The organism is Roseovarius sp. S88 (genome assembly GCF_037023735.1).
Taxonomy (GTDB): domain Bacteria; phylum Pseudomonadota; class Alphaproteobacteria; order Rhodobacterales; family Rhodobacteraceae; genus Roseovarius; species Roseovarius phycicola.
Genome location: NZ_CP146069.1, coordinates 1,986,454 through 2,009,250, shown reverse-complemented (window position 1 = coordinate 2,009,250; position 22,797 = coordinate 1,986,454). Strand labels below are relative to the sequence as shown.

At 56.1% G+C, this 22,797-nt stretch carries 21 protein-coding genes; 10 read left to right on the top strand and 11 right to left on the bottom strand.

What is annotated here, in order from left to right; all coding sequences use genetic code 11:
• Nucleotides 1-515: 515 nt before the first annotated feature.
• The gene (locus RZ517_RS10175; RefSeq protein ID WP_338548110.1) at nucleotides 516-734 is read left to right on the top strand and encodes a hypothetical protein; all 219 of its coding nucleotides are present in this window, start codon (nucleotides 516-518) and stop codon (nucleotides 732-734) included.
• Nucleotides 735-746: 12 nt separating this feature from the next.
• On the opposite strand, the gene dxs is transcribed toward RZ517_RS10175, so the two are convergent.
• The 3 genes from dxs to RZ517_RS10160 are packed head-to-tail and all read right to left on the bottom strand — an operon-like array spanning nucleotide 747 to nucleotide 3,806.
• Complete coding sequence (gene dxs, locus RZ517_RS10170) at nucleotides 747-2,672, bottom strand: 1-deoxy-D-xylulose-5-phosphate synthase (RefSeq protein ID WP_338548109.1); 1,926 nt, start codon at nucleotides 2,670-2,672, stop codon at nucleotides 747-749.
• A 28-nt stretch (nucleotides 2,673-2,700) separates the two neighbouring features.
• Nucleotides 2,701-3,564: a polyprenyl synthetase family protein gene (locus RZ517_RS10165; RefSeq protein WP_338548108.1), complete on the bottom strand. Its 864-nt coding sequence runs from the start codon at nucleotides 3,562-3,564 to the stop codon at nucleotides 2,701-2,703.
• Nucleotides 3,564-3,806: an exodeoxyribonuclease VII small subunit gene (locus RZ517_RS10160; RefSeq protein WP_338548107.1), complete on the bottom strand. Its 243-nt coding sequence runs from the start codon at nucleotides 3,804-3,806 to the stop codon at nucleotides 3,564-3,566. Before RZ517_RS10160 ends, RZ517_RS10165 begins: the two co-directional genes overlap by 1 nt.
• Nucleotides 3,807-3,906: 100 nt before the next feature.
• Here RZ517_RS10160 and RZ517_RS10155 point away from each other — a divergent pair, with 100 nt between their 5' ends.
• Entirely contained in the window at nucleotides 3,907-4,878 is a 972-nt protein-coding gene (locus RZ517_RS10155; protein ID WP_338548106.1) for a phosphotransferase, read from the top strand.
• Between the two features lie 48 nt (nucleotides 4,879-4,926).
• Here the strand turns inward: RZ517_RS10155 and RZ517_RS10150 are convergent, their stop codons facing one another.
• Nucleotides 4,927-6,468: a helicase HerA-like domain-containing protein gene (locus tag RZ517_RS10150; protein ID WP_338548105.1), complete on the bottom strand. Its 1,542-nt coding sequence runs from the start codon at nucleotides 6,466-6,468 to the stop codon at nucleotides 4,927-4,929.
• Between the two features lie 479 nt (nucleotides 6,469-6,947).
• On the opposite strand from RZ517_RS10150, the gene RZ517_RS10145 reads away from it, so the two are divergent.
• Both RZ517_RS10145 and RZ517_RS10140 read left to right on the top strand, forming a co-directional pair.
• On the top strand, nucleotides 6,948-7,595 hold the full coding sequence (locus RZ517_RS10145; protein ID WP_338548104.1) for an invasion associated locus B family protein: 648 nt from the start codon (nucleotides 6,948-6,950) through the stop codon (nucleotides 7,593-7,595).
• Nucleotides 7,596-7,799: 204 nt separating this feature from the next.
• Entirely contained in the window at nucleotides 7,800-8,711 is a 912-nt protein-coding gene (locus RZ517_RS10140) for a VCBS domain-containing protein (RefSeq protein WP_338548103.1), read from the top strand.
• A 33-nt stretch (nucleotides 8,712-8,744) separates the two neighbouring features.
• On the opposite strand, the gene RZ517_RS10135 is transcribed toward RZ517_RS10140, so the two are convergent.
• The 4 genes from RZ517_RS10135 to RZ517_RS10120 are packed head-to-tail and all read right to left on the bottom strand — an operon-like array spanning nucleotide 8,745 to nucleotide 13,090.
• A complete protein-coding gene (locus tag RZ517_RS10135; protein WP_338548102.1) occupies nucleotides 8,745-9,956 on the bottom strand; it encodes a beta-ketoacyl-[acyl-carrier-protein] synthase family protein in 1,212 nt (403 codons plus the stop codon).
• Entirely contained in the window at nucleotides 9,953-10,228 is a 276-nt protein-coding gene (locus tag RZ517_RS10130) for an acyl carrier protein (RefSeq protein ID WP_338548101.1), read from the bottom strand. Before RZ517_RS10130 ends, RZ517_RS10135 begins: the two co-directional genes overlap by 4 nt.
• A gap of 33 nt (nucleotides 10,229-10,261) precedes the next feature.
• Nucleotides 10,262-11,353, bottom strand: coding sequence for a UDP-3-O-(3-hydroxymyristoyl)glucosamine N-acyltransferase (locus RZ517_RS10125; RefSeq protein ID WP_338548100.1), 1,092 nt, complete (start codon nucleotides 11,351-11,353; stop codon nucleotides 10,262-10,264).
• A 30-nt stretch (nucleotides 11,354-11,383) separates the two neighbouring features.
• Entirely contained in the window at nucleotides 11,384-13,090 is a 1,707-nt protein-coding gene (locus RZ517_RS10120; RefSeq protein WP_338548099.1) for a L,D-transpeptidase family protein, read from the bottom strand.
• Nucleotides 13,091-13,418: 328 nt separating this feature from the next.
• Here RZ517_RS10120 and RZ517_RS10115 point away from each other — a divergent pair, with 328 nt between their 5' ends.
• The gene (locus RZ517_RS10115) at nucleotides 13,419-13,988 is read left to right on the top strand and encodes a YcbK family protein (protein WP_338548097.1); all 570 of its coding nucleotides are present in this window, start codon (nucleotides 13,419-13,421) and stop codon (nucleotides 13,986-13,988) included.
• A gap of 122 nt (nucleotides 13,989-14,110) precedes the next feature.
• Nucleotides 14,111-14,590, top strand: a complete 480-nt coding sequence (locus RZ517_RS10110; RefSeq protein ID WP_338548095.1) for a GNAT family N-acetyltransferase — start codon at nucleotides 14,111-14,113, stop codon at nucleotides 14,588-14,590.
• Nucleotides 14,591-14,596: 6 nt separating this feature from the next.
• Here RZ517_RS10110 and lipA read toward each other — a convergent pair whose 3' ends face one another.
• Both lipA and RZ517_RS10100 read right to left on the bottom strand, forming a co-directional pair.
• Entirely contained in the window at nucleotides 14,597-15,541 is a 945-nt protein-coding gene (gene lipA / locus RZ517_RS10105; RefSeq protein ID WP_338548093.1) for a lipoyl synthase, read from the bottom strand.
• A 201-nt stretch (nucleotides 15,542-15,742) separates the two neighbouring features.
• Nucleotides 15,743-16,846 (bottom strand): DUF6456 domain-containing protein, encoded by a 1,104-nt coding sequence (locus tag RZ517_RS10100; RefSeq protein WP_338548092.1) that lies wholly within the window; start codon nucleotides 16,844-16,846, stop codon nucleotides 15,743-15,745.
• A 252-nt stretch (nucleotides 16,847-17,098) separates the two neighbouring features.
• On the opposite strand from RZ517_RS10100, the gene RZ517_RS10095 reads away from it, so the two are divergent.
• The gene (locus RZ517_RS10095; protein ID WP_338548090.1) at nucleotides 17,099-17,389 is read left to right on the top strand and encodes a DUF6477 family protein; all 291 of its coding nucleotides are present in this window, start codon (nucleotides 17,099-17,101) and stop codon (nucleotides 17,387-17,389) included.
• Nucleotides 17,390-17,393: 4 nt separating this feature from the next.
• Here RZ517_RS10095 and RZ517_RS10090 read toward each other — a convergent pair whose 3' ends face one another.
• Nucleotides 17,394-18,938 (bottom strand): trimethylamine methyltransferase family protein, encoded by a 1,545-nt coding sequence (locus RZ517_RS10090; RefSeq protein ID WP_338548088.1) that lies wholly within the window; start codon nucleotides 18,936-18,938, stop codon nucleotides 17,394-17,396.
• A gap of 216 nt (nucleotides 18,939-19,154) precedes the next feature.
• Here RZ517_RS10090 and guaA point away from each other — a divergent pair, with 216 nt between their 5' ends.
• The 3 genes from guaA (at nucleotide 19,155) to RZ517_RS10075 (ending at nucleotide 22,715) form a co-directional block, all read left to right on the top strand.
• Nucleotides 19,155-20,738 carry a glutamine-hydrolyzing GMP synthase gene (guaA, locus tag RZ517_RS10085; RefSeq protein WP_338548087.1) on the top strand — a complete coding sequence of 528 codons (1,584 nt, stop codon included), beginning with the start codon at nucleotides 19,155-19,157 and terminating at the stop codon, nucleotides 20,736-20,738.
• Nucleotides 20,739-20,823: 85 nt separating this feature from the next.
• Nucleotides 20,824-21,822, top strand: a complete 999-nt coding sequence (locus tag RZ517_RS10080) for an acyltransferase family protein (RefSeq protein WP_338548086.1) — start codon at nucleotides 20,824-20,826, stop codon at nucleotides 21,820-21,822.
• Nucleotides 21,819-22,715, top strand: coding sequence for a DMT family transporter (locus RZ517_RS10075; protein ID WP_338548085.1), 897 nt, complete (start codon nucleotides 21,819-21,821; stop codon nucleotides 22,713-22,715). Before RZ517_RS10080 ends, RZ517_RS10075 begins: the two co-directional genes overlap by 4 nt.
• Nucleotides 22,716-22,797: the final 82 nt, after the last annotated feature.

The following is a 22,797-nucleotide window of genomic DNA, read 5'->3' as shown; positions in this document are numbered from 1 at the left end:
GCCCCATTTCAAAACCATCTTTATTTAGTTCGGCGCGATCAGGGTGTGTGTTCCGTATCGACCCAAAGCGCCGCGGGTAAGTGTAGTGTGTGTAGTTTGGTAGTGTGTGAGTGATCAGCATATGTGGACGACGCGTAGCATTGACGGCAACAGGGACCTCAGGGTCACCAATCCGGATCGGATTGTCCTGACTGCAAGCTTGGTCTGCGTGACGTGTTTCCTGCTGAGTGTTGTCAAAGATACAGCCTTTGGTGGCGCAACTTTAGATCAGCCTCCGGCCACAGAGACCGCCTCTGTGCTCGGTGGCTGATTTTCTTTGTGAATATGCAGTGTGGGGATTTTAGAAAAGTGACTTCAGTACGAAGATTTACCTCAAAAAACCTTTAACGACGTGCCACGTTCTTGCCCCGAGAGTTCAAGATGCGTGGACACCGTTGGCCGGCCCTAGCGCGTCTGGGGGAGATGCGGGTCGGCCAACGGACGACGCAAAACCAATTTAGGCCGGAGAAAGTTATATGCTCAGCAAACTAATGACGTTCATTAAGAGGGATCAGGACGGAGCCGTATCGGTGGACTGGGTGGCCCTAACGGCCGCACTTGTGGGCCTGGCGGTAGCGACGATAATCGCGATCCAGTCTGCAACTGTTGATTTTGCGGACCGCACCTCACTCGGTCTAACCGAAAGTATTGTTGGAGCCGCTGGTCAGGTCAACAACACGGGTTCTGGGTCCTAAGTGCAAAAGTACTCAGGCGCGTTTGCTGCCAATCTGAGCCACGCCCATAACATTCAGAACTTTTGCTTCGATGTCCGAGGCATTCAGCCCCGCTACAGCATACATGTCCGCTGGGCTGGCCTGATCAATAAACACGTCTGGCAAGACCATAGAGCGGAACTTCAAGCCTCTGTCGAAGACCTCGTTTTCCGCCAGACACTGCGCCACATGGCTGCCAAAGCCGCCAATGGCACCTTCTTCAATTGTTAACAGCGCCTCGTGCCGTGCGGCGAGATCAAGGACCAGCGCCTCATCCAGAGGCTTGGCAAAGCGCGCATCAGCCACGGTTGGGGAAATACCTTTGGCTTCCAACGCTTCGCAGGCTTTCAGAACTTCCCCAAGACGCGTGCCATAGGACAGGATCGCCACCTTGGCGCCTTCGCGGATCATTCTGCCCTTGCCGATTTCAAGCACTTCGCCGCGTTCAGGCATTTCAACCCCCTCGCCCTCTCCACGTGGGTAGCGGAAGGCAATCGGACCGGTGTCATGCGCCACGGCAGTGGCCACCATATGCTTGAGTTCGGCCTCGTCGGCGGCGGCCATCACGGTAAAGCCCGGCAGATTTGATAGGTATGCGACATCATAGCTGCCTGCATGTGTGGCCCCATCTGCCCCAACCAGCCCTGCGCGATCAATGGCAAATCGCACTGGAAGGCGCTGGATCGCAACATCGTGCACAACTTGGTCATAGCCGCGCTGCAGGAAGGTTGAGTAGAGCGCACAGAAGGGTTTCATGCCCCCTGCCGCCAGACCGGCTGAGAATGTCACGGCGTGCTGTTCAGCAATGCCCACGTCAAAGCACCGGGATGGATAGCGTTTGTCAAATAGGTCAAGCCCCGTGCCATCCGGCATCGCTGCCGTGATCGCACAGATCTTGTCATCCTCGGCGGCATGATCCAGTAAAGCTTCGGCAAAAACCTTCGTGTAGCTCGGCGCATTGGAAGGCGCTTTCTTTTGCTCGCCTGTCACCAGATCAAACTTGGCCGTTGCGTGTCCGCCATCCCGGCTTGCCTCGGCAGGCGCGTATCCTTTGCCCTTTTTGGTGAGTATATGGATCAGGATCGGCCCCGTGGCCCGCGCCTTCACCGTGCGCAGGACCGGCAACAGCTGATCCATGTCGTGACCATCAATTGGGCCGACATAGCTGAATCCCAACTCTTCAAAAAGCGTGCCCCCCACGGCCATGCCCTTGAGCATTTCCTTGGCGCGCCGCGCGCCTTCTTGAAAAGGTTCGGGCAAGAGGGAAACAGCGCCTTTCGCGGCAGCCTTGAATTCCTGAAAGGGCTCGCCGGCATAGAGACGTGAAAGATATGAGCTGAGCGCGCCAACAGGTGGGGCAATCGACATCTCATTGTCGTTGAGAATGACGATCAAGCGCTTGCCCAGATGCCCGGCATTGTTCATTGCTTCAAAAGCCATACCCGCCGACATGGCCCCGTCGCCAATCACGGCGATTGCATCGCCATGTCCGGTATCACAGGCTCCGCCCAGATCACGCGCGACCGCAAACCCAAGCGCGGCACTGATCGAGGTTGAACTGTGCGCCGCGCCAAACGGATCATAAGGGGATTCCGAGCGTTTGGTAAAACCACTCAGCCCGTCCTTTTGACGGATCGTGCGGATACGATCCCGCCGCCCGGTGATGATCTTGTGCGGATAGCACTGGTGGCTCACATCCCAGATGATCTTGTCCCGCGGCGCATCAAAGACGTGATGCAAAGCGACGGTCAACTCCACTACGCCCAAACCAGCACCAAGATGTCCCCCGGTTTCGGACACTGCGGCAATTGTCTCGGCGCGAAGTTCGCCCGCCACCTGCGCCAATTGAACATCAGACATCTGCTTTAGATCCGCGGGGCTGGAAACTTCGTCCAGCAGGGGTGTGTGCGGGCGTGTCATGTGTCACCCTCCTTGTACGTCATTGGCCTCAGGCCTGCCGCGAGATAACGAAGCGCGCCAGATGTCGCAAGGTTTCCGCGGGTTCTCCATATAGAGATAGGCTGTCACAGGCCTGGTCAACAAGGTCCGAGGCGCGGCGTTTTGCCTCCTCCAGCCCTAAGAGAGATACAAACGTGGCTTTGCCTGCCGCTGCATCCTTGCCCACAGCCTTGCCAACTGCGGCTTCATCGCCGGTTTCATCAATCACATCATCTTGGATCTGAAATGCCAGCCCAAGGGCAGCCGCATAGTTTTGCAAAGGCACTGGATCAGCACTAGCCATAACAGCCCCCGCAGTCGCGGCCCAGCCAAAAAGAGCACCAGTTTTGCCGGCCTGAAGCGAGGTGATTTCTTCAAGGTTCAACGGCGCAATCGCGGTTTCAGCCGCAATATCAAGCGCCTGACCCAAAACCATACCCTGTTGTCCGGCCGCGCGCGCCAGTCGCAGACCCAGCTCGGCCCGAGCATTGGCCTCTGCCGCACCTTCGGGATGCAAAACCAGTTCAAACGCCAAGGATTGCAGCGCATCCCCGACCAGCACCGCCGTTGCCTCATCCCATTTGATGTGGACCGTGGGCTGACCGCGCCGCAGGTCGTCATCGTCCATGCAGGGTAAATCGTCATGCACGAGGCTATAGGCATGCAGCGCCTCGATGCCCGCCGCCGGATAGACCGCGCGCGCAGGATCAATGCCATGCAGGCGCGCCGTTTCCATCACCAGAAAGCCGCGCAGCGCTTTGCCGCCTGCAAGCGCATGGCGCATCGCAGCGCTAAGGTCTGTCTGGCCCGTGATATGCGCGTCCAGACAGGCCCGAATCCGGGCGGCATCCGTCGCCAATGCGTCTTGCAGCATCAAAGACCCTCGACAGGTGTCGTCCCTTTGGGATTGCCATCTGCGTCCAAAGTGATCGCAGCGACTTTTTCCTCAGCCTCTTTTAACTTGTCCTCGCACCGCTTCTTAAGCGCAGCACCACGTTCATAAAGGCTGATGGACTGCTCCAGCGGCACATCGCCCCGCTCCAGCCGCGACACCAGCTCTTCCAGCGCTTTCATGGCGTCTTCAAAGGACATTTCAGAAATGGGTGTGTCGGTCATGGCGGGGTCCTGTCGTGTTCCTGTCGTGGCACAATAGACACCACACGCGATGGGTTCAATTCGGTTGACGCATCTGAGGCCATGAGAAAGGATGCAGGCCATGACGCCAGAGCCAGAGAAAGACCTCCCGCCGCTTCCCTCATTGGAGGTGCTGCAAGAGGCGATGCAAAAGCTGGCCGCGGCGGCTCGGATCGATCCTGTCCTTGACAGCGCAGATCCAAGTGAAGTGATCCGACAGGTGCCGGGCAAACGCGTGATCCTGCGGGGTCTGCTCGGCATCAGACCGGCCTATTTTCGCATTACACTTGACGATTCGAAGGCATGTGAACGCGAGTGGACTGAACTGAAGCGCGTTTGGGGATACATGAATACGGGCTCTGCTCTGGTGTGCGAACCGTTTGCCTGCGTTCCAGAGCACGGCGTCATGGCCGTCTCCGAAGTTCAGGGAACGCCGCTTTATAAATATCTCTATCAACTGGCGCCCAAGGAGCGGGTCTCGTGGTTGCGCCCCTGCGCGGATTGGCTTCGGGTGTACACGGGCCCAACACAGACCCTTGGACCCTGCAATCCGAAGCGATGGATTGCGCGGGCGGAGCGCGGCGCAAACAATCAAGCATTCAAGGACCTCAAAAGTCTGGAGCAGGAAATACTGATCGAATTGAAACGCCTCGTGGTCAAGATATCCAACACGACGGGGCGTAACGCCATATGTCATGGAGATTTCCACGCCAACAATCTTATTGTGAATGACCAAATATTGACGGGAGTGGATTGCGGCGGGTCGAAACCCATGCCGATCTACAAGGATATCGCGCGATTTCTGATGCATTTGGGCCGGCGTGGAATGATCCCGTCCGGTGACCGATACCTTGGCGTGGACGCGCGTGGTTTTGAGATATTTGCGGACACATTCGAAATGACCGCGCCGGAACGGAAGCTCATTTTGCCGTTCTTTCTTGGGGTCGAAGCGCTCATCCGCACGGAAACCCGGGACTTGTCCGCGTCCCGCATCAGGCGCGCCAAAGAGATGTCAAAGTCGCTTCTCTCGGATCTCAAAACCATCGCAGCCTAATGGCAAAAGCTTTCAAAAAGCTTTTGCGAAATCCTTTCAGAAAGGATTTCACCGACCCTTGAACAATCCGCCCAGAATACCGCGCACGATCCTCCGGCCGGTGGTGCCTTTGAGTTCTTTGACCACCACATCCAAAACAGCTCCACCAAAGCTATCAGTTTTTTTGCGGGTGCGGGAGCTTGACCGCTCTACGCGGGATCCCGAATAGCGCCGTCCGGCATTGAAGTCGCGCTCGGCGGCGGATTGCTCTTCGGCGCGCGCCTCGGCGTCTTCCGCCTCTTTGGCGGCTTTTTCTGCACGCTCTTGCAGCATCTCAAACGCAGATTTGCGATCCAGAGGCGTTTCGTATTTCCCGGCCACAGGAGAGGTCGCGAGCGCATGTTTGCGCGTGGCGTCATCTATCGGACCAAGCTTGGAGGACGGGGGACGAATAAGTGTGCGTTCCACAATCCCTGGCACGCCTTTGTCTTCGAGCATCGAGGTCACCGCCTCGCCCACGCCGACATCGCGAATGGCATCCACCGTATCAAAACGCCCGTTCGGGCGATAGGTTTCAGCTGCACGTTCCAGCGCCTTGCGATCCCGCGCGGTGAAGGCGCGCAGAGCATGCTGCACCCGGTTGCCAAGCTGACCCAAAATGTCTTCTGGCACGTCGTCTGGATTTTGTGTGATGAAGTACACACCGACTCCTTTGGAGCGAATGAGACGCGCGACTTGCTCGACCTTATCGACGAGCGCCTTGGGTGCATCCTCAAAGAGCAAATGCGCTTCATCAAAGAAGAACACCAGCTTGGGTTTGTCCGGGTCGCCGACTTCGGGCAACGTTTCAAAAAGTTCGGACAAAAGCCAGAGCAGAAAGGTTGCATAAAGCCGCGGCGCGCCCATCAGCTTGTCTGCAGCCAGCACATTGATCTGCCCGCGCCCGTCCGGGGCCACACTCATCAGGTCATCCAGATCAAGGGCGGGTTCGGCAAAGAACTGTGTTCCGCCTTGATTTTCCAGAACAAGCAAGGAGCGCTGGATCGCGCCAACGGACTGGGCCGAGACGTTGCCGTATCGCAGGCTCAGCTCGCCGGAGTTCTCTCCCACCCATACGAGCAGTGATTGCAAGTCCTTGAGATCCAAAAGCGGCAGGCCCTGTTCATCGGCCACGCGGAAGGCAATGTTCATGACACCTTCCTGTGCCTCGCTGAGCTGCATTAAACGACTGAGCAGCAGCGGGCCCATTTCAGCCACCGTGGCGCGCACCGGATGGCCCTGTTCACCGAAAAGGTCCCAGAATGTGACCGGGAAAGCCTCGTAGCGATAATCGTCAAATCCGATCTGCCCTGCGCGTTTCATAAAGGCGTCATGCAGTTTGAAGCCTTCGCTGCCCGCTGCGGCCAGACCAGACAGGTCGCCCTTCACATCCGACAGGAAAACGGGCACCCCGGCGGACGAAAATCCCTCCGCCAAAATCTGCAAGGTCACGGTCTTCCCGGTGCCCGTGGCCCCGGCAATCAGACCATGGCGGTTGGCGTATTTCAGGGTCAGCCCTTGTTTTTCGGCGTAGTCCACGCCGCCACCGCCCAAAAAGATATTGTTTTCCAAGGCCCTGCCCCCATGTCCAAAAAATACCACGGTGTGAACATACAAAGTTAACGATTGGATGCCATACCTTATCGTGATCCCGGACGCATGTCCTCTTGGTCCGGGATGACTTCCTCCCTGTCAGACTGGCCGCGCCCATGTGCGCGGCCCTTTTTTTCGCAAGGCTGTGCGCGGATAAACGCCGCGATATCGGCCTAAATCAATTTTTTAATTTAACCTGTTGACGGGTCACATGAACTGCCCTAGCGTCGCGCTCAATGAATAAGCCGGCCAGTCCGGCAGGGAGAAAGAGGGAAAGAGACCGTATGGTCTCTTTTCTTTTTGTGGCACCAGTTTGCTCAAAGCCCTTGATTTTGTCACGGTTTCCAACGGCGGAAAAACGCCTTGCACAGAGCGCAGAGCTGCGATTTTATCCTGACACTCTGCGCAAGCCATGTTAGAGCGCTGCAAAATCTAACGAGCAACATATTGGGGAACATATGCCCGCATTATTTCGTACACTGCCTTTGATTGCGCTTCTCGGAATGGGAACCGCGCTTTGGGCACAAAGCACCGACACGACAGAGGCCGAGACGTCTCAGACAGAAGAGGCCGCGCAAAGCGATGAGGCCGAACAACCCGCGCAAACCGATGCGGATGCTGGCCTTGATCTGGGTCGCGAAATCACGGATGACGCGTCCTATGTCAAAGAAACCTACGGCGACTGGCAGCTTCAGTGTTTCCGCTCTGAAGCGGGTGAAGACCCCTGCCAGATGTACCAACTTCTGCGCGAAGACGCTGGCAACCCGGTGGCGGAATTCACCATTTTCAAACTGCCAGGTGAAGGCCAGGCCGTCGCAGGGGCAACGATCGTTGTTCCCTTGGGAACGCTGTTGCCAGAAGGTTTGAAGCTGGCCGTCGATGGCGGCACCGCGAAGGGATATAATTACTCGTTCTGCTCTCTGGTGGGGTGTTTCGCCCGCATCGGGTTTACCGAGCAGGACATCGCGAATTTCCGTGCCGGAGCCGGCGCGACCTTAACGATTATTCCCGCGCAAGCGCCCGACCAGCAGGTGGTCATCAAAGCCTCTTTGAACGGATTTACCGCCGCATATAACGAGGTGTCCGTGGCTGGCGCCGCAGAGTGATCTCCTCATAGTCAAAGTCACAGCCGTCGGCGCTCGCCGGCGGTTTATTACTCAAAAAGTATCGAACTGCAGTAGTTTTGGCCCAAAAACCGGTCAAATTGCGATGGTTCGGCACATTTTGGCCGTTTTCGGGCCTCACCGCTGCACCGATTTGGCCTCCAGCAACAGATCACATGTCTGTGATAATACCTGGAGACCAACCTGATGACGACTCTGACTTTCACCATTGAAGGTGACGTAAACGTGCAGGTCCTTGTGACCGAAGTTGATGGCGCGTTGCAATTCGATCTATCCGTTCTGGATGAGACCGGTTCGATTGGCGATCTCAATGCGCTTTACTTTGATTTTCTGGACGACGGAATCCTAAGCGGATTATCGGCGACAGGCGACGACGTGACCGGTTCGGTCTTTGAGGCCGACAGTGTCTCGAAAGTTGACAACTTTACCAACATCAACGGCGAAGTGATCAAGGATGCGGGCAAGTTTGACGCCGGTATTCAATTCGGAACTGCTGGCATCGGGGAAGACGATATTCGTGACACGAGTTTCACCCTGTCTCACGCTGACATGCCATTGACCATTGATATGCTGCTGTCACAGGATTTCGGTGTGCGTCTGACCAGTGTGGGCGAAGAAGGTGGCGAACGCGACGGTTCGCTGAAACTGGGAGGTGAAGCCCCCGAGGATCCCGATGAACCAGTCTCAACGCAGGAGGCGGTGGATGACACGCTCATCGTTTTTGAAAGCGAGGAATTCAATCCCAGTTTCCCCGATTTTCTAGAAGGGTTCCAGGTGTCGGTTCTGGAAAATGACCAACTCGACCAACAGTTCTTTGAGACCGATGTCACTGCTGTCAATGGCGATGCCAACAACATTGCCCAGGTGGTCACAGGATCTAATGGAGGTCAGCTGATCATGTATGTCGACGGTACGGTTGATTTCTCGGCCAATGATGAATTTGACTTTCTGGACGAAGGCGAAACCGCGACGACCAGCTTTACCTATTCCATCGAAGGCGGAAGCACGGCGACACTGAATGTCATTATTCAGGGAGAGGATGGCATTCCGCCGATCGATGACAGCGCGCCACCGATTGATGATCCATTCATCATCTGATCTCGTCGTCACACCAAAGGAGCATGCTGGCGTTCAGGCAAACCGCTTGAGCGCCAGCACCGCGTTTAGCCCGCCAAAGGCAAAGGCATTGCTAAGGGCCACGTCGACCTTGGCCTCACGCGCGACATTTGGCACCACATCAAGCGCGCATTCGGGATCTGGTTCTTCGTAGTTGATCGTGGGTGCGATCACCCCGTCGCGCAGTGCCATAATGCATGCCAAAAGCTCCACCGCACCGGTGCCGCCGATCAGGTGGCCATGCATGGATTTGGTCGAGGACATCATCAGCTTGTCAGCATGCGCCCCGAATACATCCGCCACCGCGGCACTTTCGGTTTTGTCATTGGCCGCTGTGCCGGTGCCATGGGCGTTGATATAGCCCACATCGCTGCAGCTCACGCGCGCGTCTTTCATTGCGCCCTTGATGGCGCGCGCGGCGCCGTTCTTGGATGGCATTACAATATCGGCAGCATCAGAGGACATGGCAAACCCGGCAACTTCAGCCAAAATCTCAGCGCCGCGTTTTTTGGCATGCTCAAATTCTTCGAAAACGAAAATTCCCGCACCTTCGCCCTGGACCATACCATTGCGATTGGCTGAGAACGGGCGGCAGGCATCCTTGGACATCACGCGTAGCCCTTCCCAGGCTTTCACGCCACCAAAGCACAGCATGGATTCCGACCCGCCCGTGACCATAACCGGAGCCGCGCCGCCATGCACAAGCTGAAAGGCCTGGGCCATGGCATGATTGGAGCTGGCGCAGGCTGTGGATACTGTGAAACTGGGACCCTTGAGGTTAAGTTCCATCGACAAATGGCTGGCCGCGGCATTGTTCATCAGTTTGGGCACGACAAACGGATGCACCCGGTTTTTGCCCTCTTCGTAAACCGAACGATAATTTTCATCGAGCGTGGTCATCCCGCCGCCCGAATTGCCAAGGACAACGCCGGAGCGCGCGGCGAGCGCACCGGAAAACTCAAGCCCGGCCTGTGCGATCGCCTCTCGCGCGGCAATCAGTGTGAATTGGGTGAACCGGTCATAAAGCGCCAGTTGCTGACGGTTGAAGCGGTCTTCGGGGTCATAGTCACGCACCTGGCCCCCGATCTTGATCGCAAGCCGATCCACATCCGGGATATCCAATGGGCCGATGCCACAGCGCCCTTCGCGCATGGCCTCAAGCGTGTCGGGAACGTTTTGTCCAAGCGCATTGATGGTTCCCGCGCCGGTGATGACAACCCGTTTCACCCGTGCTGTTCCGCCACAAGTTTTTCGATCCCCTTCAAGATCGAGGCCACGGAGGTGATATCAAAATCGCTTTCCTGCGGCGCGTTGGCGTTGAAGGGCACCGAGATATCAAAGGCCTCTTCTATGGCGAAGATGCTTTCCACCAGTCCAAGGCTGTCTATCCCTAATTCTTCCAACGTGCTGTCGAGTGTGACGTCGGATGGCTCTAATACCGCTTGTTCAGCGATAATTTCAATGACGCGGGACTGTATGGTCTCCACAGACGTGTCCATGACTTGCACCCTCTTTATGGCCACGTCGCTGATTTAGTCACTCTGATCCGGCTTGGAAACCGTTTTCTTAAGGTCCGCAACGTCAGCGAAAAGTCTTTTGAGGCGACGGAAGCCTTTGAACACCTCCATGGTGGTCTCCATTTTCATTGCCGGATAGCCCAACATGACGCGTCCTGCAGGAATGTTGGAGAGCACGATTGTACCGCCTCCGGTGATCACATTGTCGCCGATAAAGATGTTGTCGCTGACGCCAGTTTGACCGCCCAGCACCACGTTGTTGCCGATGCGCGTTGAACCTGCAATGCCAACACAGCCACACAGTAAAGAGTCATTACCGATCTCCACATTGTGCCCGATCATAACAAGGTTATCTATTTTTGTGCCATTGCCGATGCGTGTGTCGCGGATCGTGCCGCGGTCAATCGTGCAGTTTGAGCCAAGCTCAACGTCATCACCAATGCGCACCGCGCCCAGGCTGTTGATGCGTGTCCAGGCTTGTGCATTTGTACCCTCTTGCGAACCCAGGGTCTGACGCGCTTGTTCGACGTTGGATTTCTCTGGCGTGACATAGGAAAAGCCATCTCCGCCCACGGCGGCACCGGGTTGTGCAATAAACCGGTCTCCGATGACCACGCGCGCGCCAATGCGCACGCCTTCCCGCAGGAAGGCCTGTTCGCCCAGCACTGCATTCGTACCGACAAAGGCTTGCGGGCCAATCACGCTGTTCTCGCCGATCTTGGCACCTGCACAAATCACCGCCAATGGTCCAACAGAAACACCGTCGCCAAGCTGGGCTGTTTCATGCACAACGGCAGATGGATGAATGCCGCTGTCCCAGCCTTGGCCGGGATCAAACATCGTTGTCAGGCCTGACATGACATAGCGTGGACGCGGGGCCACAATCGCGGCCTCGAGCCCCAGGGCCTGCCAGTCGGCACCGTCCCAAACCACAGCGGCCCGCGCGGACCCCTGCCCCAGCATATCGGCGTAGTCCGGCTTCATCGCCAATGCGAGATCATCTTGCCCGGCATTCACCGGTTCGGCCACGCCTGTGATTTTCAGCGCACCATTGCCCAACGCCGTTGTGCCAAGTGCACCCGCGATCTGCTCAACCGTATAGGCCATACGATGTCCCCTTTTTCTTCGGGGAAGGCTTTACCCTTGAACGGCGTTCAGTGAAACCCCTGCCCGTTCCAAAGCAGACCAAATCTTGGCGTCACGTCCATAAACATCGCTGCGGTATCGCACCACGCCTTTGGCATCGCTGACAGCCGTGCGGTAGATGATGTGAACTGGCACATGCGTGTCGAGATGCACATAGGTTTCGCGCCCCGTGTCCAGCGTGCGGTGAAATGCAGCTTTTGGGTCAGCTTCTTGCTTGGACAGAATCTCATACGCAAAATCAAACGGATCGGCCAGACGAATGCACCCATGGCTGTAAGCGCGCGTTTCGCGAGAAAACAGGTCTTTGTGAGGCGTGTCATGCAGATAGATGTTGTACTTATTCGGGAACATGAACTTCACAAGTCCCAAAGCATTGCGCGGTGATGGTGGCTGTTTCAGAGCAAACGGAAACGTCCGCGCACTATAAGCCGCAAAGTTCACTGACCCGCGGCTGACGGTTTGCCCACGCGAATTTACCACGCGCAGATGGCTGACCGCATTGGGATTGGCGCGCAGCTTGGGCAGATATTCCTTTACAGCAATCGAGCGTGGCACGTGCCAGGTCGGGTTTATGACCATGTGCTCCATCTCGTCGGAAAATTCCGGGCTACGCCGTCCGTCTTTGTGCATGCCAATCACAGCCCGCGTGCGGAATGTCTCATTGTCTTTGTCCATAATTCGGGCGCTGAAATCCGTGAGGTTCACCAGGATATGGCGTTCCCCCTTGCCACCGGGCAAGTTGAGCCAGCGCTCGCGCTCCATGGCGACGATAACCGATTTAAGCCGATCCGCAGCCGATACGTTGATCGCCTTCATCGTGGCCTGGTTGGCCGCGCCATCGGGCTCCAGACCGTGCAAGGTCTGAAAGCTGCGCACAGCCGCCTCGATGTCACGGTCATAGCTCTGAGTGACAGAGCGCTGCAAAAAGCCCATGCGCACCAAACGGTTGCGCAAGGCGACAACAGACGGTCCTGTGGCGCCTGGCTTGAGAGACTTTGACGGAACGGGTTCGCCCCAGCCACCGTTGGCTACACGCGTTTCAAGCTGAAGTTTGGTTTTCATCAGCCGGGCGTATTCGTTGGTCTGTGGCGCCAAGGTTCGGAAATACGCCACTGGATCACCTGACTGAAACTGGGTCAACAGAGTCTTTCGGTCGCGATAAGGCACCTCGCGCTTGATGTTTTCGTCCACGTCAATAGGGGTCAGTAGACCGGTCTGCATGTCACGCGACAGGCGCAAAAACATCTGGCTCATTGCGACTTCGGCAAACCCGAGATCGCGGGTGCTTTGCGCGTCGCGCAGTGTTGTCATCAAGCCTTGGGTGTCATACCGCGCCTCTGGAAGCCCATGCATGTCAACATTTTCAAGCGCTCGGAACAGGGCCTGGCGACGCGCCTGGCCGACCGCATCATCGCGGGTCCAAACCGGCGTGTAGGCTGTGTCTTGATAAAAACCAGCCAAGTCCCGGTCCTTTGAGGCGGCCTCCGCCACCGCCTGTTTGAACGCCATGGACTGCGCCGCCGCGGGTTGGCTCAGCACGTAGAGCAGACAGAGAAGCGCCGACAGAAACGCAAGCCAACTCAGAAGAGATGTCGGAGGTTTTTGTACCTGTGTTTTGACCTGAGCTTTGACCTGGGTGCGCTGTTTTTGATCGTTGAAACCCCGGGTGATGTCGCCTGCTCGCATGCGTTCATGCATTTTTTTCTCCCCAAAAAGCACAGATAATACGCCTGTGTAAGGACAGTGTGTCCTGTCTCTGGCTACGATGTCCAATCAATTTTCCTTGCGTGAGAAAAAGCGGCGTCTCTTCAAGGGGAACGGCGCGCGATTGTCTCGAAGTTATCGCAACATTGATTAAAAACTGCGCAAAATTTCGCCGAAAATTGTTGATCTTGCGCCTGTGACCACTTCACCCCTTGGTAACTGATTCTTGTTATGCAATAACCGTCCCACATCTGGGGACAAGGTGGTACGGTCGCCTCTGCTAAAGGGGACCCTACGTAGCGACGGGACGGGCGCTAACGCGATGAAAAACAATGGCTCTTTGGGCATGAACCGGCGTGCTCTACTTGGTTCGTTTGCCGCGACTTTTGTAACGGCAGCACCAACTTTCTCAAACGCCGCAGGTTTCCTTCGAGGCGCGGGAGATATCCGCAGGCTCAGGATGGCGTCACCACGTACTGGTGAAAAGATAGATACAATCTACTGGATTGAAGGCGACTATATCAAAGACGCGGTCAAGGAAATTAACCTTTTCATGCGCGATTGGCGCACCAATGATGTGCACAATATTGATCTGCGTACCATCGACGTTATGGCCGCAGCGCACAACCTGATGGACACGCGTGAGCCCTATCTCCTTCTGTCCGGCTATCGCAGTCCGAAGACCAACGCGATGCTGCGCTCTCGGTCTCGCGGTGTGGCCAAGAATTCCCGCCACATGGTCGGCCAAGCCGCTGATCTGCGCCTCAACTCACGCTCTGTGAACCAGATGTTCCGCGCGGCCAAGGCGTGTCGTGGAGGTGGCGTTGGGCGCTACTCACGCTCGAACTTTGTGCATATGGATTGCGGCCCGGTTCGCAGTTGGGGTGGGTAACGGCAAAGAGTTACATTTGGCCATGAACACCGGCTCTAATGAGGCCGGTGTTTTTGTTTTAAAGATTTTGATACGCAGCGACTTTGTCGTTTTTCAACCACCCTCGCCCATACCCTGAGACCATGACAGTCCACATCACCGTCGCGCGTGCAGATCATATTCACCAAATTGCCAACATTTGGCACCGAGGTTGGCATGATGCGCATGACGGCATTGTCCCGGATACCCTTCATCGGCTTCGCACGGAAGAGAGTTTTCTGACACGCTCCAAAGACAGAGTGCAGGACACCCTGGTTGCGATCTCGAACCAGGGCGTGATTGGGTTCGCAATGAACCAGCAGGACGAACTCAATCAGATGTATGTCTCAGAACAGGCGCGCGGCACCGGTGTGGCCCATGCACTTATTGAAGCCGCCGAGGCGCACCTGCGGGAGGCTGGTTACTCGTGCGCCTGGCTCGCATGCGCCATGGGCAATGAGCGTGCCATGCGTTTTTACGAAAAATGCGGCTGGACCAATCAGGGCCGCCGCCCGGTCGAAGTAGACACACAGGATGGCCCATTTACGCTTGATGTATGGCGCTACGAAAAGCGTTTGGCCTGAAAAGCCCTACCCCAGCTTCGCCAGCCGTGCCTCACGCAGACGCGCGAAGTCATCTCCGGCGTGATAGGAGGAACGTGTCAAGGGCGTGGCCGAGACCATGTGGAACCCTTTGCCATAAGCCGCCTTCTCATAGGCCTTGAATTCATCGGGATGCACAAAACGGTCTACTGCATGGTGTTTCGGCGTGGGCTGCAGATACTGACCAATTGTCAGAAAATCGATATCCGCCGCGCGCATGTCATCCATCACCTGATGCACCCCCTGACGATCCTCGCCAAGACCCACCATGATGCCGGATTTGGTAAAGATTGTCGGGTCCATTTCTTTGACCCGCTGTAACAGTCGCAGGCTGTGAAAATACCGCGCCCCGGGTCGAACCTCCGGGTAAAGACCCGGCACGGTTTCCAGGTTGTGGTTGAACACATCTGGCTTTGCCTCGACCACGACCTCCAACACCTCAGGCGCACAATTCAGAAAGTCAGGCGTGAGAATTTCGATTGTTGTTTTCGGAGAACGATGCCGGATCGCCCGAATGGTTTGGGCAAAGTGATCTGCGCCGCCATCTTTCAGGTCGTCGCGGTCAACAGATGTCACCACAACATGATTAAGATCCAGCTTTTGCACCGCATCCGCCACGCGGCCCGGCTCAAACACATCCAGATCCTGCGGCTTGCCGGTCGCAATATTACAGAAGGTACACCCGCGCGTGCAGATCTCGCCCATGATCATCATCGTGGCGTGGCCGGCATTCCAGCATTCACCGGCATTGGGGCAACCTGCCTCTTCGCAAACCGTGACCAGTTTGTTTTCACGCATGATCTTGTGCGTATCCTGATATTTGCGTCCTACCGGTGCCTTTACCCGAATCCAGTCGGGTTTTTTCGGCTGCGCATTGTCAGGACGATGCGCTTTTTCAGGATGGCGTTCGGCCGGAATTTTGAGGTCTCGCACGGATCATTCCCCTGCAAATGGTTTGGTAACCTCAGCTATGTATAAGCATCCAAGGTGGGTTTTGCGAGTTTTGCAGTTTCCTCCCGGACCGGAGACGCTGCGCGTAACCAGTTCCCACCAGTTGTGCGACGTAGAGAAGTTGTCTGGCCCGCGTTTAAAGCGCGGGCCTTTTTTTGTCGATACGCCGAATCGTCGCGGGTTTTATCCCATCATTCCCGCAGCTTCGCCCATCTGGTCATAGTGACGTTTGAGGCGTTGTAGCGCGATGCGCAATACAATTTTACCGGACCGTGCGGACCATCCCATGTCCTTCTCTGCGCTTTCCAAACCCTCCAGGAAGCAACAACATCTCAGCACCACATCCCCAAGACCCGGCCCAAGGTCGCGCAAGGCGCCAGTGACCCTGTCGCGCGCCGCTTGCACAGTCTTGGCATCCTTCCCCAAGGGGACAATGTTCGGCGTCCCCGACAGAAATGCATCCCAATTTTGGCTCTTGGGATCTCCAAGCTGCGCCATTTCAAAGTCTTCTCGAAGCCGCTCTCCAGCCCGTACTAGGCCATCAGGCAGGAACCGTGCGCCATCCTTGTCCCGCCGCCGCGACAATAAAATCAGAGGCGACTCGCTGACTGTAAAGCGCTGGCGTTTTTTGGTGTCGGACGCCGCCGCATTGCTGTCAGTCCGCAATAACTCCTCTGAGGTCTCAGTGATGCCCAGTGCGGCGTTTTCCTGTTCGGCCAGCAGTTGAGCCAACATAGATCGGCCTGCAGATGTCACCCGGTACCGCGATACTCGCCCTGCATTGTCGCATTGAATCCAGGCATTGAGTGCCATGGCCTCGGCAATGTCACGGTCAACGACGGCGGTTCTGTTTGTGCCGGACTGATATTCACGCACGACAACCGCTTTGTCCATGCCCGCGCCCACAGCAAGAACCGCGCCGGATTCGCACAAACGACGCAGGACGCGAACCGCATGGCGTTTCAGACGGTCTTCGGTCAGAGCCGGATCCAGCGTGCTGTCACCCGATTGGTTTGGTGCCGTGGCATCCGTCTTTCCGCTCGTGCCATGGGCTGCCGCGACATGAGGCCCCAAGCGCCGCAATGCATCGTCGACAAGAACGTCATCGCGACGCGCTTCAAAGGTGCGCACCTGTCGTGAAACTGTGGATGCGTGACACCCGGCCTGACGCGCAAGGGCACGAATTGATGCCCCGCCTTCGGTATGTGCGACATAGTTTAAGGCTGCGCGTGGCACCCAGGTTAAGGCTCCGGCCCCGTACGTATCCGTAACCTGACTTTTTGGCATGAATGACCCTCCTGTTTGCGTTCCAAGCCTGTGTCAACAGTTTGAAATTCAAGCATCCACAGACTTATCCACATCCAACAAACTACCTAGGGTTGTTTTTGTTACCACTTCGTTAATTTGTGGATGCTCAAGCAACAGTTGTTTTCAAAACGTAAACAATCTCGAACCTCGGCGAACGGTGATTTTGGTCTTTGCGCAACACCCGTTTGAGTTGTGGCACAGATCAATCTGCAAAAACCAAGGGAGGCCAATATGTGTGACGTCTTGAGCAAACTTAACGCCTTGAAGCGTCCGCGTTTGTTGATCAGCGCAGCCAGGATCGGGTCAATGGAATATCGCCGGGAAACCCATCTCTACCGGCACTTCAAAGATGGACATCCTAATCGGAGCAAAGACGCCCTGGAGTATCTGATGGCGCTAGAATCAGATCTGGATTCCAAGCGTATGGCGTCTGATGCTGCGTATTCTGTCGCGCGTCATGTCGACATTCTGATTGCTATGATGGGCGAAGCGCGCATCCTGCGCTCCGCCCATACGCTTTGAAGGATCAAGCAAAGGCGTCGGGCATCGACGCCTTTTTCTCGTCCACGTAGGCATCAATTGCCTCTTCAATGGCCGGATCAAGCGCAGGTTTCTGGTAGTTGGCCAACATCTGCTTCATCTTTGCATGGGCGAGTGTCATCGTATCGCGCTCGCCTTCTTCGGCCCATGTCTCAAACGGTTTGTAGTCAAGCACATCCGTGCGCCAGAAAGCCGATTTGAAGTTCGCCTGGGTGTGCGCGCACCCAAGGTAATGCCCGCCTGGTCCCACTTCGCGAATGGCATCCATCGCTTGGCCATTCTCATCGACACTGACGCCCTGCGCTAAATGATGCAGAATACCCAGTTGATCGGCATCCATGACGAACTTTTCAAATGATGAGACAAGCCCACCTTCCAGCCAGCCGCAGGAATGCAACATGAAGTTCACACCCGACAAAAGCCCCATGTTCAGACTGTTGGCCGTCTCATAGGCGGCCTGTGCGTCGGGAAGTTTCGAGCCGGTGAACGACCCCGCCGAACGATAAGGCAATCCCAGACGCCGGGCGAGCTGCCCTGCTCCATAGGTGATATGCGCAGCCTCAGGTGTGCCAAACGTGGGCGCGCCGGAGTTCATGTCGATCGAGGTGACGAATGTACCCATAATGACCGGCGCACCGGGACGGCACAGTTGGTTATAGGCGATGCCCGCCAGAACCTCGGCCAGAACCTGCGTCAGCGTGCCCGCGACGGAAACCGGTGCCATGGCTCCGCCCACGATAAAGGGAGAGACGATACAGGCCTGATTGTTCTCGGCATAGACCTCCATCGCGCCCATCATCACATCGTCGAACGTCATCGGCGAGTTGATGTTGATCAGTGAGGTCATCACCGTGTTGTCCCGCACGAAATCCTTACCAAACAAGAGCCCACACATATCGACGCTGTCCTGGGCGCGGCTGGGCTCTGTGACCGACCCCATGAAGGGCTTGTCCGACAGAACCATATGTGCCCGCAGCATATCCAGGTGACGTTTGTTGACAGCCACATCCGTCGGCTCGCAGACCGTTCCGCCCGAATGGTGCAGCCATTTGGACATGTAGCCAAGTTTTACGAATTTCTCGAAATCTTCCATCGTCGCGTAGCGACGACCGCCGTCCATGTCGCGCACAAAGGGTGGGCCATAAACCGGCGCGCATACCATGGTGTTGCCGCCAATGACCACATTGCGCTCAGGGTTGCGCGCGTGCTGTGTGAACTGGCGCGGCGCTGTTTTGATCAACTCACGTGCAAGGCCACGCGGAATGCGAACCCTTTCGCGATTAACATCCGCCCCAGCGGCTTTCCAACGCTCGATTGCAGCCGGATTATCCAGGAAATTGACGCCGATCTCTTCCAGAACGGTTTCGGCATTGTGCTCGATGATCTCAAGCGCCTCCTCGTTCAGGATTTCGAAATTTGGAATCTTCCGCTCGATGTATTTCGCGGTTTCGATGGATACGGCTGTGCGTTCTGCGCGACGGGCTGCGCCGCCGCCTCCGCGTCCTCGTCTGCGTGCTGATGCTTCGGCCATACGTTTTAACCCTTGCAGAATTTGTTTCGCGGCCTGTTTTGGTCGCGGTCTTTGCATGATTTAACGCAGCCCTGCAGGACAACAGGGGAAAATTGCGTCCTTTAGCGAGGGAAAGCGACATTTCGGTCGCTCCGGTGCAACCGCTTGCAGCATGCTTTCCCGCAACATTGAACCCAAGGCTTGCGACTCTGCCGCCCGCGGCCTATTGGGCTAGACATGAGCAAAGATACCCATGACCGCCTTCTGATCATCGACTTTGGCAGCCAGGTCACGCAACTAATTGCGCGCCGTCTGCGAGAGCTGAACGTTTACTGCGAAATTCACCCCTACCAGAACGTCACAGACGCGTTTTTGGCGGAATTCGCACCCAAGGCGGTGATCTTCTCAGGTGGTCCGGACAGTGTTGTACGCGACGGTAGCCCCCGCCCCCCGACCTCTGTTTTTGACAGCGGCGTGCCAATCCTTGGCATCTGCTATGGCCAACAGGTGATGATGCAGGAATTGGGCGGCAAGGTAGAGGGCGGAAAAATTTCAGGTGGCGGCGGAACCGCTGAATTCGGGCGTGCCTATGTCACGCCCACATCTGAAAAAATTGGCCTGCTTGATGGTTGGTTTGCGGGCGATGATGACCGGGAACAGGTCTGGATGAGCCATGGCGACCACGTGAGCCAATTGGCTCCGGGTTTCGAAGTCTATGGCACCTCGCCAAACGCGCCTTACGCGATCACGGCCGATACGGCGCGGAATTTCTATGCTGTGCAGTTTCACCCAGAGGTGCACCATACGCCCAATGGTGCAAAACTATACGAGAATTTCGTGCGCACGGCCGGGTTTGACGGTGATTGGACAATGGGCGCCTACCGCGAGGAAGCCATTCGCAAAATCCGTGAACAGGTCGGCGATAAACGTGTGATTTGTGGTCTTTCGGGTGGTGTCGACAGTTCGGTTGCGGCGGTGCTGATCCATGAGGCGATTGGCGATCAACTCACCTGCGTCTTTGTGGATCACGGGCTGTTGCGTCAGAACGAGGCGGATGAAGTCGTCTCGATGTTCCGCGACAACTACAACATCCCACTCATTCACGCCGACGAGTCCGAGCTTTTTCTCGGTGAGCTTGAGGGGCAAAGCGACCCCGAAACCAAGCGCAAGATTATCGGCAAACTGTTCATCGACGTGTTTCAGAAACACGCCAACGACATCGAAGGTGCGGAATTTCTAGCTCAGGGCACACTTTACCCAGATGTCATTGAAAGCGTGAGCTTTTCTGGCGGCCCGTCGGTCACCATCAAATCGCACCACAATGTCGGCGGGCTCCCTGAAAAGATGGGGTTGAAACTGGTCGAACCTTTGCGCGAGCTCTTCAAGGATGAGGTCCGCGCCTTGGGTCGCGAGCTCGGCCTGCCCAACAGCTTCATTGGACGCCACCCCTTCCCCGGCCCGGGCCTTGCCATCCGCTGTCCCGGAGAAATCACGCGCGAGAAACTTAAAATCCTGCGCAAGGCCGACGCGGTTTACATTGACCAGATACGCAAGCATGGGCTCTATGATGACATCTGGCAGGCTTTCGTGGCCATTCTGCCGGTGCGCACCGTGGGCGTCATGGGAGATGGACGAACCTATGATTATGCCTGTGCCTTGCGTGCTGTGACATCCGTGGACGGCATGACCGCCGATTACTACCCGTTCAGCCATGAATTTCTGGGCGAAACCGCCACGCGCATCATCAATGAAGTGCCCGGCATCAACCGGGTGACCTATGACGTGACGTCCAAACCACCGGGGACTATCGAATGGGAATGACCCGGCGCGCCTCGGCATGAGCCTGCTTGTTCGTTCCTATGGTGACACGGATTTTGTCACCGGCCTTCGCGCCATCGCGGCCATCATGGTCATCGCCATACACACAGCCGCTTTTCGAGATTTTGGTACGCTGGGCAACAACATCACTGACAACGGAAAATACGGTGTGCAAATATTTTTCGTGATCTCTGGCTTCACGATTGCCAGAACTTACCGAAATGCCACTGGGTTCGGGTCTTATTTTGGTCGACGCATGATGCGCATCGCACCCCTGTACATAGTCGTGATTGCTTTTGCTTTTTACTTACTCGCGTCGGGCTACAATCAGCCGATATATTGGATGACACTCTACAACAGCGAAGCGGACGCTTATAACCTGTTGATGCATGTCAGCTTTATGAGCGGTTGGGATGCGCGCGTAGCCAATTCAATTTTGGGTGTGGAATGGTCGATCCCAATCGAGGTGTTCTGGTACGCTGTATTACCGCTTGTCCTGCCCATCGCGTCTGATCAACGGCGTCGTTTTGCCATTTTCTTGGGCCTGCTTGTGCTCGCCGGGATGACAAAGGTTGCTGAGCACCTGATTTTGCCCAAACACGCCGCACATTTCATGCCACTCAGCTATGGCGCATATTTTTATCTTGGTGCGGTGGCGGAAACATTGCGCGATACATTTGCAAAGCAACCTGCCACGTTTCGCCGTCGGGTGTGGTACGGATCCATCCTTTTGTTTGCTGTCACTTTGTGCGTCGACACCGGACTGAACGCGGCCTTCTTTGCTTTGGCGACCGCAGGATTAATCGTTGCACGACCGGGAACACATGAAGTCCGTGGGGTGTTGGGGCGGAAACCTTTTTTGTTCCTTGGTTCAATTAGTTACAGCTTGTATCTCATGCATATCCTGGTGATTAGAGAACTGGGCAAATCCACCGCGTTGCAAGATAGCAATACGTTGGTTTTCTTCGGCACTGCACTCATACTCACAATTCTTGTGTCAATGTTCACATACCTGACGATTGAACGACCAACCAACCGCCTGGGCGCACGTCTGTTTGGATTGCGCAAGGGGCACATATCGGCATGACCTCCTCCATAACACCCCAAGACGGCCAGCAGGTTCTGCGCGCCGCGTTCTGGATGGTCGGGGCGGTTGTTTCGTTTTCACTGATGGCAATTGCGGGTCGCGAAGTGAGTTTTGAACTCGACACGTTTGAAATCATGACCTACCGCAGCCTGATTGGCATTGTTATCGTTTTGGCGATCGTCTTCCTCAGCAGCCGCCAATGCGAGCTCAGAACCCAGCGGCTTGGGCTACACGTTTCGCGCAATATTTTTCACTTTGCCGGTCAAAATCTGTGGTTTTACGCTCTGCCCTTGATCCCTCTGGCGCAGCTTTTTGCCTTGGAGTTTACCACGCCTCTTTGGGTTCTTGTGCTATCCCCGCTGCTCCTTGGCGAAAAGCTCACCAAATTGAGGGTCGTGTCTGCTCTCATCGGTTTTATTGGCATTCTAATCGTCGCTCGGCCTAGTCCCGAAACGTTCAATCAAGGTACGTTTGCGGCGGCATCTGCCGCCATAGGGTTTGCCGGCGCGATGATCTTTACCAAGAAGCTGACCCGTACAGAAACGCTGGCCTGCATCATGTTTTGGCTCACGTTGACACAGTCCATATTCGGACTGATTTGCGCAGGTTATGACGGCGACGTGGCGGTACCGTCGATGCAGACCCTGCCCTGGCTGATCGTTATCGCTGTTTGTGGATTGCTGGCGCATTTTTGTATCGCATCGGCCCTTTCGATTGCGCCGGCTACACTGGTCTCGCCGATTGACTTCACCCGATTGCCCGTGATCGCGGTGATTGGTCTGCTAATATACAACGAACCAATTGATGCTTTGGTCATCATCGGCGCGGTTGTCATCTTTGGCGCTAACTACCTAAATCTGTGGTCAGAAACGCGCAGCGCCCGCAATATATAGCAAAAAATCTGCTGAATCTGTGCTATTTCCACAACCTTTTTTTCCGTAACGTCACTGACGTAGCGTCAATCGTTGACCGAAA

Coding starts and splice junctions, on each gene's coding strand:
- RZ517_RS10175 (WP_338548110.1), top strand. CDS start 516: ATGCTCAGCAAACTAATGACGTTCATTAAGAGGGATCAGGACGGAGCC.
- dxs (WP_338548109.1), bottom strand. CDS start 2,672: ATGACACGCCCGCACACACCCCTGCTGGACGAAGTTTCCAGCCCCGCG.
- RZ517_RS10165 (WP_338548108.1), bottom strand. CDS start 3,564: ATGCTGCAAGACGCATTGGCGACGGATGCCGCCCGGATTCGGGCCTGT.
- RZ517_RS10160 (WP_338548107.1), bottom strand. CDS start 3,806: ATGACCGACACACCCATTTCTGAAATGTCCTTTGAAGACGCCATGAAA.
- RZ517_RS10155 (WP_338548106.1), top strand. CDS start 3,907: ATGACGCCAGAGCCAGAGAAAGACCTCCCGCCGCTTCCCTCATTGGAG.
- RZ517_RS10145 (WP_338548104.1), top strand. CDS start 6,948: ATGCCCGCATTATTTCGTACACTGCCTTTGATTGCGCTTCTCGGAATG.
- RZ517_RS10140 (WP_338548103.1), top strand. CDS start 7,800: ATGACGACTCTGACTTTCACCATTGAAGGTGACGTAAACGTGCAGGTC.
- RZ517_RS10130 (WP_338548101.1), bottom strand. CDS start 10,228: ATGGACACGTCTGTGGAGACCATACAGTCCCGCGTCATTGAAATTATC.
- RZ517_RS10125 (WP_338548100.1), bottom strand. CDS start 11,353: ATGGCCTATACGGTTGAGCAGATCGCGGGTGCACTTGGCACAACGGCG.
- RZ517_RS10120 (WP_338548099.1), bottom strand. CDS start 13,090: ATGCATGAACGCATGCGAGCAGGCGACATCACCCGGGGTTTCAACGAT.
- RZ517_RS10115 (WP_338548097.1), top strand. CDS start 13,419: ATGAAAAACAATGGCTCTTTGGGCATGAACCGGCGTGCTCTACTTGGT.
- RZ517_RS10110 (WP_338548095.1), top strand. CDS start 14,111: ATGACAGTCCACATCACCGTCGCGCGTGCAGATCATATTCACCAAATT.
- RZ517_RS10100 (WP_338548092.1), bottom strand. CDS start 16,846: ATGCCAAAAAGTCAGGTTACGGATACGTACGGGGCCGGAGCCTTAACC.
- RZ517_RS10095 (WP_338548090.1), top strand. CDS start 17,099: ATGTGTGACGTCTTGAGCAAACTTAACGCCTTGAAGCGTCCGCGTTTG.
- RZ517_RS10090 (WP_338548088.1), bottom strand. CDS start 18,938: ATGGCCGAAGCATCAGCACGCAGACGAGGACGCGGAGGCGGCGGCGCA.
- guaA (WP_338548087.1), top strand. CDS start 19,155: ATGAGCAAAGATACCCATGACCGCCTTCTGATCATCGACTTTGGCAGC.
- RZ517_RS10080 (WP_338548086.1), top strand. CDS start 20,824: ATGGTCATCGCCATACACACAGCCGCTTTTCGAGATTTTGGTACGCTG.
- RZ517_RS10075 (WP_338548085.1), top strand. CDS start 21,819: ATGACCTCCTCCATAACACCCCAAGACGGCCAGCAGGTTCTGCGCGCC.